This window comes from Terriglobia bacterium (assembly GCA_020072785.1).
Taxonomy (GTDB): domain Bacteria; phylum Acidobacteriota; class Terriglobia; order Acidiferrales; family UBA7541; genus Acidiferrum.
In genome coordinates this window covers 14,207-29,648 of the sequence record JAIQGG010000003.1, presented here as the reverse complement: position 1 = coordinate 29,648, position 15,442 = coordinate 14,207, and the positions used below count along the sequence as shown (strand labels likewise).

17 protein-coding genes are annotated in these 15,442 nt (G+C 64.6%); 2 read left to right on the top strand and 15 right to left on the bottom strand.

The window, feature by feature from the left end:
• Positions 1-146: 146 nt before the first annotated feature.
• The 4 genes from LAN61_10420 to LAN61_10405 form a co-directional block, all read right to left on the bottom strand.
• Complete coding sequence (locus LAN61_10420) at positions 147-1,040, bottom strand: ketopantoate reductase family protein (protein MBZ5540918.1); 894 nt, start codon at positions 1,038-1,040, stop codon at positions 147-149.
• A 23-nt stretch (positions 1,041-1,063) separates the two neighbouring features.
• Entirely contained in the window at positions 1,064-2,224 is a 1,161-nt protein-coding gene (locus LAN61_10415; protein ID MBZ5540917.1) for an aminotransferase class V-fold PLP-dependent enzyme, read from the bottom strand.
• 101 nt (positions 2,225-2,325) lie between these two features.
• Positions 2,326-3,012: an HAD family hydrolase gene (locus LAN61_10410; protein MBZ5540916.1), complete on the bottom strand. Its 687-nt coding sequence runs from the start codon at positions 3,010-3,012 to the stop codon at positions 2,326-2,328.
• Positions 3,013-3,191: 179 nt separating this feature from the next.
• Positions 3,192-3,515 carry a PilZ domain-containing protein gene (locus LAN61_10405; GenBank protein ID MBZ5540915.1) on the bottom strand — a complete coding sequence of 108 codons (324 nt, stop codon included), beginning with the start codon at positions 3,513-3,515 and terminating at the stop codon, positions 3,192-3,194.
• Between the two features lie 157 nt (positions 3,516-3,672).
• On the opposite strand from LAN61_10405, the gene LAN61_10400 reads away from it, so the two are divergent.
• Together LAN61_10400 and LAN61_10395 are read left to right on the top strand one after the other, a co-directional pair.
• A complete protein-coding gene (locus tag LAN61_10400) occupies positions 3,673-4,293 on the top strand; it encodes a PilZ domain-containing protein (GenBank protein MBZ5540914.1) in 621 nt (206 codons plus the stop codon).
• A gap of 25 nt (positions 4,294-4,318) precedes the next feature.
• Positions 4,319-4,978, top strand: a complete 660-nt coding sequence (locus LAN61_10395) for an alpha/beta hydrolase (GenBank protein ID MBZ5540913.1) — start codon at positions 4,319-4,321, stop codon at positions 4,976-4,978.
• 76 nt (positions 4,979-5,054) lie between these two features.
• On the opposite strand, the gene LAN61_10390 is transcribed toward LAN61_10395, so the two are convergent.
• The 11 genes from LAN61_10390 to LAN61_10340 form a co-directional block, all read right to left on the bottom strand.
• On the bottom strand, positions 5,055-6,176 hold the full coding sequence (locus LAN61_10390; GenBank protein MBZ5540912.1) for an aldo/keto reductase: 1,122 nt from the start codon (positions 6,174-6,176) through the stop codon (positions 5,055-5,057).
• 91 nt (positions 6,177-6,267) lie between these two features.
• Positions 6,268-7,479, bottom strand: a complete 1,212-nt coding sequence (locus LAN61_10385) for a hypothetical protein (GenBank protein MBZ5540911.1) — start codon at positions 7,477-7,479, stop codon at positions 6,268-6,270.
• 108 nt (positions 7,480-7,587) lie between these two features.
• Positions 7,588-8,730, bottom strand: coding sequence for an acyl-CoA dehydrogenase (locus tag LAN61_10380; protein MBZ5540910.1), 1,143 nt, complete (start codon positions 8,728-8,730; stop codon positions 7,588-7,590).
• A 110-nt stretch (positions 8,731-8,840) separates the two neighbouring features.
• Positions 8,841-9,020: a glutaredoxin family protein gene (locus LAN61_10375; protein MBZ5540909.1), complete on the bottom strand. Its 180-nt coding sequence runs from the start codon at positions 9,018-9,020 to the stop codon at positions 8,841-8,843.
• A 154-nt stretch (positions 9,021-9,174) separates the two neighbouring features.
• Positions 9,175-9,660, bottom strand: coding sequence for an HIT domain-containing protein (locus LAN61_10370; GenBank protein ID MBZ5540908.1), 486 nt, complete (start codon positions 9,658-9,660; stop codon positions 9,175-9,177).
• A gap of 154 nt (positions 9,661-9,814) precedes the next feature.
• A complete protein-coding gene (locus tag LAN61_10365; GenBank protein MBZ5540907.1) occupies positions 9,815-10,168 on the bottom strand; it encodes an integration host factor subunit beta in 354 nt (117 codons plus the stop codon).
• A 162-nt stretch (positions 10,169-10,330) separates the two neighbouring features.
• Positions 10,331-12,214: a 30S ribosomal protein S1 gene (locus LAN61_10360; GenBank protein MBZ5540906.1), complete on the bottom strand. Its 1,884-nt coding sequence runs from the start codon at positions 12,212-12,214 to the stop codon at positions 10,331-10,333.
• A gap of 184 nt (positions 12,215-12,398) precedes the next feature.
• A complete protein-coding gene (locus LAN61_10355; protein ID MBZ5540905.1) occupies positions 12,399-13,223 on the bottom strand; it encodes an ATP-binding protein in 825 nt (274 codons plus the stop codon).
• Between the two features lie 161 nt (positions 13,224-13,384).
• Complete coding sequence (locus LAN61_10350) at positions 13,385-13,768, bottom strand: helix-turn-helix transcriptional regulator (GenBank protein ID MBZ5540904.1); 384 nt, start codon at positions 13,766-13,768, stop codon at positions 13,385-13,387.
• A 17-nt stretch (positions 13,769-13,785) separates the two neighbouring features.
• Positions 13,786-14,931 (bottom strand): molecular chaperone DnaJ, encoded by a 1,146-nt coding sequence (gene dnaJ / locus LAN61_10345; protein ID MBZ5540903.1) that lies wholly within the window; start codon positions 14,929-14,931, stop codon positions 13,786-13,788.
• An 85-nt stretch (positions 14,932-15,016) separates the two neighbouring features.
• The gene (locus LAN61_10340) at positions 15,017-15,397 is read right to left on the bottom strand and encodes a hypothetical protein (protein MBZ5540902.1); all 381 of its coding nucleotides are present in this window, start codon (positions 15,395-15,397) and stop codon (positions 15,017-15,019) included.
• Positions 15,398-15,442: the final 45 nt, after the last annotated feature.

The following is a 15,442-nucleotide window of genomic DNA, read 5'->3' as shown; positions in this document are numbered from 1 at the left end:
CCCGAAACCGAAGTTCGCTGAAGGATCTCAGCTGCACCGTCACCGCGGGGAAACCATCTGCAAACACACACCTAGCCCCAATCTTCTCCAGCAGCTCGTTGTTCAGAATGAATCCTGCAGTTAACCGTGCGTCCCGCGCCGCCCGCTCAGCCGCGCGCTTCCGCCAGCTTCACCAGCGCATATAGCGCCTGGTTCACCGGCGCGGCCACGCCCAGCTCCGCCCCGCGCCGCGCCACGTAGCCGTTCAGCGAAGCAATCTCCGTGCGCTTGCCGCGCTCCAGGTCCTGCGCCGTCGAGGACGTCGCATGGCTCATCTGCGCGGAAAGTTTCAGCGCTGTGGCAATGACCGCTTCCGGCGTCTCCATTCCCGGCACCTGCGCTCCCGCCGCCCGCGCGACCTCCAGCACTTCGCGCACCACCGCGGCGACGAGCGTGCGCGCATCTTCATCCGCGGCGATCGTTCCGTATGTCACGCGCGCCAGCGCCGAGATCGCGTTGCCCGCGCAGTTCATGAGCAGCTTCGTCCACAGTTCGCCCTCGATGTTCTCCGAAATGCGGCAGGGAACTCCGGCGCGTTCGAAAACCGCCGCGACCTTTTCCGTGCGCGCGTCGCGCGGCCCGACGACCAGATCGCCGCGCCCGGCGTGCTTCACCCGGCCGGGCTCCGGCACCGCGGCTGCTACGTAGACGGCAGCGGGCAAAGCCGCGATGCCGGAGGCGGCGCGAATGCGCTCCGCGTTGTCCGCTCCGTTCTGCATGCTGACGACGATCGCCTCCGCCGCCAGCAGCGGAGCCAGCTCCCGTGCCACCGCCTCGGTGTCCGTCGTCTTCACGCAGAAAAGCACCAGTTCCGCGCCGCGCGCCGCACTCAGTTCGCTGGAAGCCTCAACCCGGACGCTTTCCTGAAAGCTCAGCGTGTCGAGAATCAACCCGTTCTTCTTCACGGCTTCGGCAAATCCCGCCCGCCCCACGAACACCACCGGCGCGCCTGCGCGCGCCAGCAACCCGCCGAAATACCCGCCCACCGCTCCCGCGCCGATCACCGCAATCCGCGGCCAGCGCGTCACGCCGTCACCGCCGTGATCAGCCGGTCGATGTCCCGCTCCGAATTGAACAGGTGCGGCGAAACGCGCAGGCTTCCCTCGCGCAGGCTCACCACGATCTTCTCCGCCCGTAACCGCTCGTACAGCGCCGCGGTCTTCTCCGCGGTGCGCGCCGCGAAGCAGCCGTACGGCCCGCGCCGCCCCGCATCCTGCGGGCTCGCCACAACACACCGGTCGCGCGGCAGCCGTTCGAAGAGTTGCGCGATCAGCTTGGCGTTGTGCGCTGCGATCGTCGCCGGCCCCACCCGCAGCACAAACTCCAGTGATGCGTCCATCGCCGCCAGATTGAAATAGCTGGCTGTTTCCGGCGAGTCCCACCGCCGCGCCCCCGGACCCGGCTTCGGATCGTCGAAGGTCAGCGTCGCAAAGCGGTCCGCCCCGGGCAGCGCCTGCCAATAGAAGGGGCCGGGACGCATCGTTTCGATGTGCGCGCTCTTGATCCAGAAAAATCCCGTGCCGTACGGGCTGAGCAGCCATTTATAGCCTGCACAGGCGAGGAAGTCGGCGCCCAGTTGCGCTACATCCAGCGGAATCGCCCCGCAGCACTGGCTGATATCGAGCATCAGGTACGCTGCCTGCGCATGGCACGCCGCCGCGAGGCGCGCCGCGTCCAGCAGCGAGCCATCGTCGAAGCGCACCAGGCTCACCGAAACGAGTTTTGTCTTCGCTGTCAGCGCCGCGATGAAATCGTCTGCCGTGTGGAACCTCTCCCGGGGCGCGACAACCCGCAGCCGCACGCCCTCGCGTTCCTCCAGCGGTTTCCAGGCGGTGAACTGCGCGGGAAACTCGCTCCTCCCGGTGACGATTTCGTCGCCCGGCTTCCAGGAGAGTCCGTACGCCACCGCGGCCATCCCGCTGCTGGCGCCGGTAGTCAGCGCGATCTCCTCGGGTCTTGCGCCGATCAATCGTGCAAGGGAGGCGCGAACGCGGTTGGGCGTCTCGAAGAGGGCCGCATCCTGCATGAGCTGCGGAAATTTCTTCCATTCCAGAGCGGCCTGCGTGGCGCGCACGGAAGCCTTCGGCATCGGCCCGTGCGTCGCCGTGTTCAGATAGGTGACATCCTCGAATTCAAACCACTCCTGCCGCCAGTCCGTTGCTTTCGGCTCGGTTGCTGTTGCCATGGCCAAAACCATCCTCCCGTTCGCGTTCTTCGGGGAAAGTGTGACTATGTCGAGTGAAACCGTCCCGGTACAACATCCAAATTGGAACAGGGAAAGACGCTTCAGAAGTGCGTGCGCAGCTCGCGGAACGCCGGCAGGATCATCAGCTTGCCGCTTCCGCCGACCACTGGCTCATGCTCCAGCTCCCAGGTGTTGGCGTGCGGGATGTAGACGGCGTTCAATCCCACGCGCACTGCCGGATTGATGTCGCTGCGCGGGCTGTTGCCGATCATCCAGCCCTGCGTTTTCACGATTTTGTGTTTGTGCACCAGGCCGTGGTAGGTGGCCTGGTCCTTCTCCGGCACGATCTCGATAGCCTCGAAAAAGCCCTGTAGTCCGGAGCGCTGCACCTTCGCGGCCTGCTCCGCCGGCTCGCCCTTGGTGAACAGGATCAGCCGGTGCTTCTGCACCAGGTAGGCCAGCGTATCCGGGACGCCATCCATAATCTTCGGCGGCGTGCGTTCCAGGTCCACCACGCGTTCGTGGATCCGCGCCAGCGTTTCGTGCTGCACCATCTCCCCGGCGAGCTGCAGGTAGGTCTCCTCGAGGGAGCGGCCGAAGCTGCGCACCCCGTAGCCGTGCTGCCGGATGTTCTTGCGTTCTGTCTCGTTCAGCACGTGCCGGATGAACGCGCGCGGATATCCGCAGGGCTCCACGAAGCTGATGAAGTCTTCGATCAGCTTCTCGAAAAAAACGTTGTTCTCCCAGAGTGTGTCGTCGGCGTCGATCAGCAGTGTGTGGCGTCGCATGGCGGTCCGCGTGGCGCGCCCCTGTAAAAAGCGCACCGTTTCGACCGCTTTGCGGTCGTGCAGTACAGTGTACCGCTGATTGGATGCAGGAGGGAACCGCGGCGCTGCCGGAAATCGGGGCGGGGAGCTTGGCGCCGCGCGCGGCTCTTGTTTCGGCGGGTTCCGGCGGCCTGGGATGCTCAGGTGGTCTGAAGAAATTCGTAGCGGTCGATCTTCGCGGCAATGCCCGTGCGGTCGTTCACCTCTTCCACCCGCACGATCTGCCCGCGGCACCGGATGTTCACGTCCCCGCTCTGCCGCACCTGTTCCGGCAGGGTGATGATGAACTCGATCTCGCTGCCTACTGTAAATTTCCGGGCATCCGCGAGAAAGTACAGTCCGCGGTAGCTGACGTCCTGCGTCTGCCCCCGGAACTCGGATTCCACCGCTTTCTGCGGGAAAATTCGCATCGGCAAAGCCATCGTGAATCGCCGTGCTTCGCGGCGCTCGGAGTCTTCATTCATAATGCCCTCGGCTTGCAGGTTTCCGGCAACGCTAGCACCGGCCCGCGCAAACTGCAACGCTGAAGTCGGTTATAGTACTTTTTACCTCTTTTCTTGCGGGGTTCTCGCCCCGGGAGTAACATTTCAATTACCCCGCGCATGGCCGGAAAGAGGCTTTGTGCCGATGGAGCGCCGCCAGCATCGCCGGGTGCGCCTGCAACTGCCCGCACGCATCCGTTGGATCACTCCCTTCGGGCAGCGGACGGAACTCCGCGCCAGCGAAGATGCTTCCCGCGGCGGCCTGCGCTTCACCCTTTCTTCCTCGCTCTCTCCGGGCACGCGCATCTGGGTCACTTTTCCTTACGATTCCGCGCTGCCCGACGGCCAGCCGGAAATGCCCGCGCGCGTCGTGCGTTGCGAGCCCCGCCCACAGGGCCTTGCAGCCCTCGCTGTGCACCTGGAATTCGTCACCCTGCGCAACGGCCGCCCCCGCGCCGAAGAACGCCGCGCCAATCCGCGCCGCCCGCTGGCCCTTCCTGTGCGCGTCCGCCCTGACTATCTCCCCTGGTTCGAAGAGGCCATGACCCTCGACGTTTCCGCCGCGGGCCTGCGCTTTCGCAGCACCCGCGACTACCAGCCCGGCGCACGCCTTTTCCTCTCTTTCGCCACCTCTCCCGCCGCACCCGCCCCGGCCCAGGAGTTCCGCGTCGTCCGTGTCCAACCGGAGAACGGCACAGGCGCCGTGACCGTTTCCGTCTGCCGCATCGGCTCCTTCGACCTTCCGTCTCGCCTGCGCTAAACTGCTAAATTCAGGCCGCCACTCCATGACCCCTCGACACGAAGTGCAGTCTCTGTTTCTCGACGGCCCCGCAGGGCGCCTCGAAGCCATCCTCTGGGCCCCGCCCGCCGGCGCCACGCCGCCGCTGGCTGCGCTGGTCTGCCACCCCCACCCGCTCTTCGGCGGCACCCTGCACAATAAAGTCGTCTACCAGGCCGCGAAAACTCTCGACAGCCTGGGCCTGCCCGTTCTGCGCTTCAATTTTCGCGGCGCCGGCCTCAGCGCCGGTACCCACGACAAGGGCCGCGGCGAGCTGGACGACGTGCGCGCCGCTCTCGATTACCTCGCCGGAAAATATCCCGGCCTGCCGCTGCTCCTTGCGGGGTTCAGTTTTGGCTGCTGGGTGGGCTTGCGCGCGGGCTGCGCCGATCCCCGGGTCACCGAACTCGTCGCCCTTGGCGCCCCGGTCAACGATTCCGATTTTTCTTACCTGCAGACGTGCGCCAAACCCAAGCTCTTCCTGCACGGCGCCAACGACGAATTCGGCGCCCCCGAGAAGCTCCAGCAGCTGGCCGCCGCGCTCCCCGGAGAAAACCGCGTCGTCGTCATCGACCACGCCGATCATTTCTTCGCCGGCCACCTCGAAAAGATGAGTGCGGCCCTCGCCGCGTGGTTCCGCACACGCCACCCGGAATCCCGCGCGTAGCGCCGGTCTCCCGCCCGCGCATTTCTCTTTATCGTGGTTCCTTGGAAAACCGCCGGCAGGAGCCCCGCGCGACCTCTTATTTGCTGTCCCCGCGTTCGAAGAGCTTGCTGAACTGATCCACCGTTGCCGAGGCCACCTGCGCCAGCCGCGCGTTGGCCCGCACGTGCTCCACCTGGGCCATCCCCACCAGCGCCGTGGTGATTCCTGGCGACGACCGCGCGAACTGCAGCGCGCATTGCGCATCGTTCCCCAGCCCGAACGCTGCGCCCACAAACCCCGGCAGGTTTCGCGCCACCTGCCCCTGCAGCAGGGACGCGCTGGCGATCAGGGTTACGTCCAGCTCGTCGGCCGCTTCCGCCATGGTCCTCGCCTTCCCCTCGACCGTCTGGTTGCCCAGCGTCAGCGCCTCGGTCATCGCCAGATTGAACGGCAGCTGCACGAACCGGAAACGGTGCTTCTCCCCGGCGATATCCCGCGCCAGCTGCGCGATCTCCGCGAGCTGCATCGCGTCCCGCTCCTTCGCCTCTTGCCGGAATCCGTTCCACGTGGCCATGCCGTAATACTGAATCTTTCCCGCCGCCGCCGCCGATTCCAGAAACGCGAACGCCGCCTGCACCCGCGCCAGAAACTCTTTGCGCGGCATCTCCCCCAGCTGGGTCTCCGGGTTGTGCAGATAATAGACGTCGATCGCCTGCACCCCCAGATTCCCCAGGCTGCGCCCCAACTGGTCCTCCAGATAGCGCGGCGTCATGCAGTGCGACCCCGCCACGATCTCCTTCGCCGTAAACACGCCCTTCTGGATGTACTCGCGGAAAAAATATTCGTTCGGGTCGCCGGAGATCGCCCCGTCCGGCGTCAGGTAGCCGCCTTTCGTGCACAGCACCAGTTCCTCGCGCCCGTACCCGTTCTCGCGCAGTTGCGCCAGCGCCGCCCCGATGTTCCGCTCGCTCTTCTGGAAGCGGTAGTTGATCGCCGTGTCCAGCACGTTGATCCCGCTCTCCACCGCTGCCACCACTGCCGCCGTGTACCCCGCATCCGTGGCCGCATCCGGCTGCCCCAGATACGTCCCCATCCCGATCGAAGACAGGATCAGCTGCCCCGTCGATTCCGGCGTCTGCCGGAAATGCCCGTCCGCGGCCGTCTCCCGAAATCGTTCGGCGTAGTGCAGCGTTCCTTCGTGTGTGGCGTAGGCGTTCATCGTAAGTGTGGCTCTCGTGGGAATGTGCACCATCGCTGCGCGGCGCCGCGCCGCAGTATAGCAGGCCTGCCGCCCGCCATCCCCGCGCGACTTAGCCTTCTTCCACCGCCGGCGCGAGCAGCCGCGCACAGGCCCGCAAGATCCGCCGGTACGGCCACTCCTTCTCCCGGAAGAAAATCTCCCCCACTCTGGGGTTCGCGTAATACCACCGCGCCAGCAGCGCCAGGTGCTCTCCCAAGTCCCCTTTTTCGGCCATTCCGGACGAAGGCCCGGACGCATTCGGGGCTGCAGTCGAGAAACCGCTCTGCGCGCTATTTCCCGATTTGTATGTGCCATCTGGAAGATTTAGGTGCTCGCGCAGAAGCTCCTCCGCCGACCGCGGCTCGCTGGCCATCTCCCCGAAGCGCAGAAAAAACGGCTCTCCCAGCCGGCCCTCGCGCACGGGATACGCCCCCACCGTCTGTTCCTCCGCCGCGCGCTGCAGGATCACTGCGTCCAGGTCCTGCACCCGCCGGGCCAGTTCCGGCCGCCCGCGCAGCACCCCGTCCAGCTTTTCCAGCCGCTTGTGCAGCGCCGCCGCGCGCTCGAAGTCCAGCGCTTCGCTGGCCTGCCCTCGTTCCTGCTCGATGGCCGCGCGCAGCGACCCCCCATTCGTCTCCAGAAACTGCACCAGCCGCGCCACCTCCGCGTCGTACTCTTCCTTGGTGCAGCCCGCAAAGCACGGCGCCAGGCACATCTTCATCTCCGAATAGATACACCCCGGAAACGCTGGGTCGCGCCGGATCTTGATCTGGCAGCGCCGCACCTTGAAGAAATCCAGCGCGCTCTCCGCAAACGCATCGGCCGCGCGCCGCGAAGCGAACGGCCCGTAGTACACCCCGGCGATGGGCGCCCCCGCGGCGTCCGTGGAAATCCGCCGTGTCACGTAGCAGCGCGGGTAGGCGTTGCGCAGGCTCACCTTCAGCACTGCCGGCGGCCGCAGGCGCAGCAGCGCGCGGTAGCGCTTCGGAAGCAGCTCTTTCGCATGCTGGTAATAAGTGAGGGTCTGTTCGAATGGCGAGCCCGTCAGCCGGTAGCGCACCCCGCGTGCAAACTCCCGCAGGTTCAGCCGCTTGCTCGCGGCATCCGGCGGTCCCAGCAGCCGCTGCAGGCGCCGCCGCAGGTCCGCTGTGCGGATCAGAAATGCCTCGGCATTTGGGTCGCGCGGCGCGATCAGGCACACGGCCGCGCGCGCCGGCAGGGCAGGGAAGAACTCCGCGTCGCGTCCCGCTTCAAATTCGAGCCCGCAGTCCAGTTCCAGCACTCCGTCAGCATACTACGGGAGGAATGCGGCTGGTGATGAGCGGCCGGCCACTGGAACAACCGGCGCATGCGCATAGCTCGATGTCTTACCGGCCACGCGTCACGCCAACTAGCCCTTCAATACCCACGCGGAAATCACCAGCCGCTGGATTTCGCTGGTTCCTTCGTAGATCTCCGTGATCCGCGCGTCGCGGTAAGCCCGCTCCACCGGATACTCCCGGCTATAGCCGTTCCCCCCGTGCACCTGGATCGCCTTGTGCGTCACCCGCGTGGACATCTCGCTGGCGAACAGCTTGGCCATCGCCGCTTCCATGCTGAAGCGCCCGCCCGTGTCCTGCTTCCACGCCGCCTTGCGCACCAGCAGTCGCGCCGCGTCGATCTCCGTCCCCATGTCCGCGAGCATGAACTGAATCGCCTGGAACTGCGCGATGGGGTGCCCGAAGGCCATGCGTTCCTGCGCGTACTTCACCGCGGCTTCGAACGCGCCCTGCGCGATCCCCACCGCCTGCGCCGCGATCCCGATCCGCCCGCCGTCCAGCGTCGACAGCGCCACCTTATAGCCCTCGCCCTCCACTCCGATGCGGTTCGACTCCGGCACTTCGCAATCCGTGAAGATCAGCTCGCTGCACGCCGTTGCGCTGATTCCCAGCTTCTTCTCTTCTTTGCCCACCTGGAACCCCGGCGTGCCCTTTTCCACCACCAGCGCAGTGATCCCTTTTTCGCCCTTCGCCGGGTCCGTGTTCACGTACACGATCGCCGCATCCGCTGCCCCGCCGTTGGTGATCCACGCCTTCGTGCCGTTGAGGATGTACTTGTCGCCCTTCTTCACCGCTTTGGTCTGCAGCGCCGAAGCGTTGGACCCCGCCTGCGGCTCGGTCAGCGCGTAGCACCCGATCTTTTCCCCGCGTGCAAATGGCACCAGCAAGCGCTTCTTCTGTTCGTCCGTCCCCGCGCGGTGGATGGGGTCGCAGTACAGCGAATTCTGCACGGAGAGGATCACTCCCGTCGACGCGCAGCAGCGCGAAATCTCCTCGATCACGATGGTGTAGGCGATGTGGTCGAAACCCGCGCCGCCTTCCGCTTCCGGAAGGGCCACGCCGGTCAGCCCCAGCTCCGCCGCCTTCTGGAACAGTCCCCGCGGGAAGTGACCCGTCTCGTCCAGCTCTTTCGCCAGCGGCCGCACTTCCGCTTCCGCGAAATCCCGCACGCTCTTCTGCAGTAATTGCTGTTCTTCCGTCAGTTGCAGGTTCACTGTGGTTCTCCCTGGGCGATTACCAAACAGTTGTTTGAACGAGCCAGTTTATCGCGATTTACGCTTCTTTGCACGCACGGACTGGTGCCGGAAACGATCCTCGCGTTCCCCTAATTCCCCAATGCCGCATCCAGCTTTTCAGGATCGAACCCAATAACGACCTGGTCGCCGATGACCGTCACGGGTGTCGTCATCGCCCGGAGGCGTTTGAGATCTTCGAGAGCAATGGGATTGGTTGCGACATCGCGCTCTTCAAAGGAAATGTTTTTCTGTGAAAGATACTCTTTCACGCGCTCACAAAAGATTCAGCCTGGCTGAGAGTAGACGATCGGTTTTTGCATATGCGCAACTCCTCTGAACTGCCCTTCCTCCAAGAATCCGAAGGGTTCTCCCGGAATGCAAACGGAACTGGGCGTCTCTGTTTGCGCAGCCGGGAAGAGCGCCTCATGCGGATGCCAGCGCTTTCCGCAGGCGCTGATAGGTGGTGGCCAGGTCTTCCGGGTGGACGCGGGTTTCGCCGGTGACGGTCATGAAGTTGGTGTCCCCGAACCAGCGCGGCAGAATGTGCAGGTGCACGTGTCCGGCCACCCCCGCTCCCGCCGCCCGTCCCAGGTTCATCCCCAGGTTCATCCCGTCCGGCTTGTAGCTGGCCGTGAGTGCCGCCTCCGTGCGCCGCGCCAGTTGCATCATCTCCGCCAGGGTTTCCGCGTCGCAGCCCTGCAAGTCCGCCACGTGCGCGTACGGCGCGATCATCGCGTGCCCCGAGGTGTAGGGGTAGCGGTTCAAAATCACGAAATTTCTCGCCCCGCGCAGCACGATCAGCTTCTCCGCGTCCTTCCTCTCTGCGGGCGCCGTGCACAGAAAGCATTCCGGCTGTTTCCCGGCCTCCGTTATGTATTTGAACCGCCACGGTGTCCACAAGTAATCCATCGCGTCGTCAGCCTCTCTGCGCAATCTGCCCGCACAGCATATCGCAAAATCGCAGCCCCAAGGGCCGTGTCTTGCCGGCCGTGTTTTCTCGCGGCCCAAAGAAAAACGCCGGCAAGCAGCCGGCGTTTCCCATCCTTGCGAATTGTGTGGACCTTCAACTGCCCGGCGTCTCGCCCGCAGCCGGCGCAGGGACTTGCGCCGCCGCTGCATTCTCCGGGTTGTTCACGAAGTCCTTCAGCTCTTTGCTGGGCTTAAAAAACGGGATCTTCTTCGGCGGCACTTCCACCTTTGCTCCGGTCTTAGGGTTCCGCCCGATGCGCCCGCGCCGCTGCCGTGTGCGAAAGCTGCCAAAGCCCCGAATCTCGATCTTGTCCCCCTTCTGGAGCGCCTCAATGATGCTCTCGAAGATGGTTTCCACGATCGTTTCCGATTCCGTGCGTTTTAGCTCGGTGATGCGCTCGACCTCGGCGATGAGGTCGGCCTTCGTTAATGTGGGTTGTTTGGTCATCGTCCGTGCGCCTCATTCCATCACAGTAGAACCGTTTGACGCAAATCCCCGGCAAATGCAGTAAAGCAAGCGCTCGCCCGCTGGCGCTGCCTCACTCCATATCATTAAATTGACCCGTAGGTAAAACGAAATTTCCACCCTATCTGGCTCGCGCCAGACAGCTTACTGTTTCAGTTTGGACTTGATCGCATCCCCGATCGTCGCCGTTGCCGACGACTTCGTCGTGCGATACTCCTCGATCTCCCGCCGCTCCGCCTGGCGCACCGCCGCCCGGTAGCTCAGCCCGATCCGCCGCTGCTCCGGGCTCAGCTTGACGATCTTGAACTCGTATTCCTTGCCCGGTTCCAGGGGTCCCGCGCTCTTCAGCGGCCCGCCCGTGCGGTGCATCGGTGCCGGCCCTTCATCGCGCCGCTTGCGCTCTTCGATCTCCGTGTTGTGGCAGAGCCCTTCGATGTTCTCCCCCAGCTCCACGAACGCCCCGAAGGTCGCGATGCGCGACACCTTGCCCTTTACCACCTGCCCGACCTTGTGCTGCTTGAACCAGTCGCCCCAGATGTCGTTGACCTGCTTGATTCCCAGCGACACCCGCCGGTTCTCCGGCTCGATCTTCAGCACTCGCGCCGTTACCGCCTCGCCCTTCTTGAACACCTCGTGCGGATTCTTCACCCGCCCCGTCCAGCTCACGTCCCCGACGTGCACCAGCCCGTCGAAGCCGTCCTCGATCTCCACGAACGCTCCGAACTCCGCGATGTTGCGCACCTTCCCGGTGACCACTGTGCCCACCGGATACTTCGCCGCCAGCTGCAGCCACGGATCCGGCTGCGCCTGCTTCATTCCCAGCGAAATTCGCCGGTCGCTCGGCTTGATGTCCAGCACCACCGCCTCGACTCCGTCGCCCACCTTCACCACTTTCGAGGGATGCTGTTGCTTCTTCGACCAGCTCATCTCCGTGACGTGCACCAGCCCTTCCACGCCCGGCTCCAGCTCCACGAAGCAGCCGTAGTCCACCACGCCCGCGACCTTGCCCTGCACTTTCGTTCCCGCCGGGTATTTCTCCACGGCCGTCAGCCACGGATCCACCGTCAGCTGCTTCAGCCCCAGCGACACCCGCTGCTTTTCCTTGTCGAACTTCAGAATCTGCACGTCCAGTTCCTGCTCCGGCTTGACCACTTCCGAAGGATGCTTCACCCGGCCCCAGCTCAGGTCCGTCACGTGCAGCAGCCCGTCGATCCCTCCGAGGTCCACGAACACCCCGTAATCGGTGATGTTCTTCACGTGCCCGTGCACGATCTGCCCTTCGCTCAACTGCTCCAGCAGCGCCGCGCGCTTCGCCTGCTGTTCTTCTTCCAGCAGCGCCCGCCGGCTCACCACCACGTTTCCGCGCCGCCGGTTCAGCTTGGTGATCCGTACCGGGATCTCCTGGCCCACCAGGCCGTCCAGATTCTGCGTCGGCCGCAGGTCGTACTGCGATCCCGGCAGAAACGCCCGCACTCCGATATCCACTACCAGCCCGCCCTTGATGCGGTCCACGATCTTGCCCGTGACCGTCTCCTTGGCCTTGTGCGCCGCGTCGATCTTTTCCCACATCCGCCGCCGCAGCACCTTCTGGTACGACAGCACCACGTAGCCTTCTTTGTGCTCGCCCGTGCGCTGCACTTCGATCGTCGCGCCCGGCTCCGGCCGCGGCACGTCCGTCTCCGTAAATTCCGCCGCGGGGATCAGCCCCTCGGTCTTCGTGCCCAGGTCCACGACCACGCCGTGTTCCGTGTACGCCACCACTTTCACTTCCACAATCTCGTTCTGCGCGTGCGCTTCCTGCTGCTCGCCGTACTGGTCGATCAGCTTGCTCAGTTCCTCCGCGCCCGCCGCTTCTTCCGCGGCTTGCGTCTCGACGGCATTGGCTTCCACCGCGGCGGCCGCATGCGCCGCTGCGCTGGCAGTCTCTTCGGGGGTGGCCTCGGGTGCGCTGGGAGCCGGACTCGTTTCGGGTTCGGGTGCGGGCTCGGCGGCAGCCGCCGACGTGGGGTTGTCGTGGTCGTGTGACATGGTTAATGGCCTCCGGATGATCCGTGCGTTAGTTTGCGTCAGTTAACGATAAATACCCTTGCGGTATCCCGTCTTGGGTCTTATGCAAGGAGAGAAGTGCTGCGGGCGTCAAAAACGCTGCAACAACAGGATAAAGAATACCCGCCGCTCGCTCAGCTTGTCAATCAACCGCCCCGTCGCGCCGTCAGGCCTTCACGTGGCCGGCTTGGCGGACTTCCCGGCGGAAATCCGGTGCGGCCACTTCGACCGTCTTGCACATTTCGTAGAGGCGTGAGCGCGTACGTACGCCGATCCGATCCGCCAGCTTGTCCTCGCGAATCTCTACGGACCGGCCGGAAGGATCTTTGGCAGGTGCCTTCTTGTCCCGGGGTTCGTCCAGGTAATTCGTGGTAATGATCGTGCAGCGGCGGTGGTTGAGATCCCGTGAGGCGTCGGAATATCGAGTGTTCAGAATGAATCCGATTACATCGCGAACCCAATCCGAAGGCTTGATCACTCCGAGGTCGTCGATAACCAGGACTTCTGTTTTGAGCACAGGTTCAAGAATGGACATCTCCGTGGCCTGGCTGGTGGCGTTGTAGCTGTTCTGAATTTCTCGGAGCAGTTTTCCGTATTCACAGAAGTATCCGCTATGACCGCGCTTCAACAGCTCTCTCAAAATAGCTACCGCCAGATGCGTCTTTCCGACGCCCGCATTGCCCATGAAGAGGAGGCCGGATTCTTCGACCACGGGATAGTCCCGCGCAAAGCATTCGGCTTGCAGCTTGGCCTGCTTCAGCGCGCGCTCGGCCTCGGGTGTATACGCGCCGCCAGCCAGATTCGTCTCGTAGCTTTCAAAATCGCAGTGCTCGTAGCGCTTGGGGATGTGCGCCCGCTCCACCACGTGCGCCGCGCGGTCCGCCACGCTGCAGTCGCACGCCACCGCCACTTTCCCCGGCGTCCCGTCGTTCCGCGGCACCACCCGCCAGCCCGTCCCCTGGCACTTCGCGCACTCTTCCTTCTTCGCCATGGCCACAGCATACGGGCCCGCCGCCCGCCCGGCAAGCTCCCTCGCGTGTGGAAATGTGTGGAAAGGGTTCGGCCCTGTAGCGCAGGGCGCAAGCCCTGCGGCTTTTCTTATTGGTATTGGGCAGCGTGCCAACCGCGGGGCTGGCGCCCCGCGTTGCAACACTACCGCGCGCGCTGCCGCGCCGGCACGATCGCGTTCCGGGGCGCGCGTTCCGCCACGCCCGACGCCATCCGTCCCAGCTCTTCCTGCACCACCTGCGCGAACTCCATCATCTGCTGCTCCATCTCCACCATCTTCTCGCGCATGTTCAGGATGATCTCGATCCCCGCCAGGTTTACGCCCATGTCCCGCGCCAGCGTCAGGATCACTTCCAGCCGCTGCAGGTCCCGGTCCGTGTACAGCCGCGTATTTCCCTGCGAGCGCGACGGCTTCAACAGCCCCACTCGCTCGTAGAGCCGCAGCGTCTGCGGGTGCAGCTGATACAGCTCCGCCACCGCACTGATCATGTACCCGGCCTTGGCCCGTTTTTTTCCGCGCGGCGACATCGTTCTCTTTTCGCCTCTCACACGCCTGCTTTGCCGAACAATTCCTTCCGCGGATCCTCCGGCGCAATACTCTCCAGTTCCTTCATCAGGTTGCGCACCCGCTCGTCCGTCGGTTGCGGCACCACCACCTGCACTTCCACGTATTGGTCCCCCCGCGCCCCGCTCCGCGCGCTGGCCACGCCTTTCTCCCGCAGCCGCAGCCGTTGCCCGCTGTTCGTGCCCGGCGGGATGCGCACCAGCGCCCGCCCGTCGATCGTGGGCACTTCGATCTTCGCTCCCAGCGTCGCCTCCGCCACCGTCACCGGCACTTTCACGTACAGATCGTTGCCTTGCCGTTCGAACACCGCATGCTCCTTCACCACCACCCGCAAATACAGATCGCCCGGCGGCGCCCCCATCGTTCCGGCATTGCCCTTGCCCGGCACGCGCACCCGCGACCCGCTGGCCACACCCGCCGGGATGCGCACGTCGATCGTTTCCGTGCGCCGCACGCGCCCTTCGCCGCCGCACGCGCGGCACGCCGTGTGCAGCTTGCCCGTGCCTCCGCACCGCGTGCACGGCACGTTGAAGCGCATCTTGCCCGCCGCCTGCTGGATCACTCCCGTGCCCCCGCACCCCGTGCACGTCTGCGGCGTGCCGATGGCCCCCGTGCCGTGGCAGATCTCGCACCCGTCCAGGCGCACGATCGACAGCTTCTTTACTACCCCGCGCACCGCATCCCGGAAGTCGATCTCCAGCTGGTATTCCAGGTCTCCGCCCGGCTCGCGCCCTGCTTCTGCGTGTTCTACCCCCGCGCCGCCGCGGAAAAACTGGCTGAACAGATCGCGAAAGCTCGCGCCGCTGCCCGCGCCTCCGAAATCGAAGCCCCCGAAATCGAACTGCACTCCGCCCGGTCCTTCCCCCGCGCCCGGCCCCGGCCCGCCCTGATAATTCTCGCTGTAGAAGCCGTGCTGGTCGTACATCTGCCGCTTCTTCGTATCGGAGAGAACGTCGTAGGCTTCCTGGATTTGCTTGAATTTTTCTTCTGCGGCTTTGTCGCCGGGATTCAGGTCAGGATGGTACTTGCGCGCCAGCTTGCGGAACGCGGCGCGAATATCCTTGGCTCCCGCCTTGCGCGGGACCCCCAGCAGTTCGTAGAAATCGGTTTTAGATGTTGGCGGCATCGATGTCCGGACCGCGGCAAAAATTAACCGTCAAAAGTGGAAAGGGAAGAGAACCTTCCCGCTGCGCGCCCGCTTTCCACTCGCTTCACAGCTTCGCCCACTTTCCATTCCACTCCGCGAGCTCCGTCTGTTCCCGCCCCAGTTCCTCGCGCCGCTTCTGCCGCTCTTCGCTGCGCCCGCCCATCGCCGCTTCTTTCTGGTTGGCGCGCTCGATCCACTTGTCGATCAGCGTGATCCGTTGCTCCACCAGCGTACCCTCGGAGCGGAAACGCAGCGACAACCCCAGCATTTCTACCGACCGGGGCGGAAAATCCGCCGGCGGCGCCTGCTGCGTATCATAAAAAAGCCGCTTCCAGTCCGCCGTCGGCACTTCGTTCACCGGCACCTGCACCAGGTAGAAATTCTCCCGCAGCTTCTGCACTGCCTGCGGTGGCCCCACGCGCTTTACCCCGTCAATCGCCGTCACTCGCGTCTCCTCTACCCAATTTCTAAATCCTTGTCACACCAATTC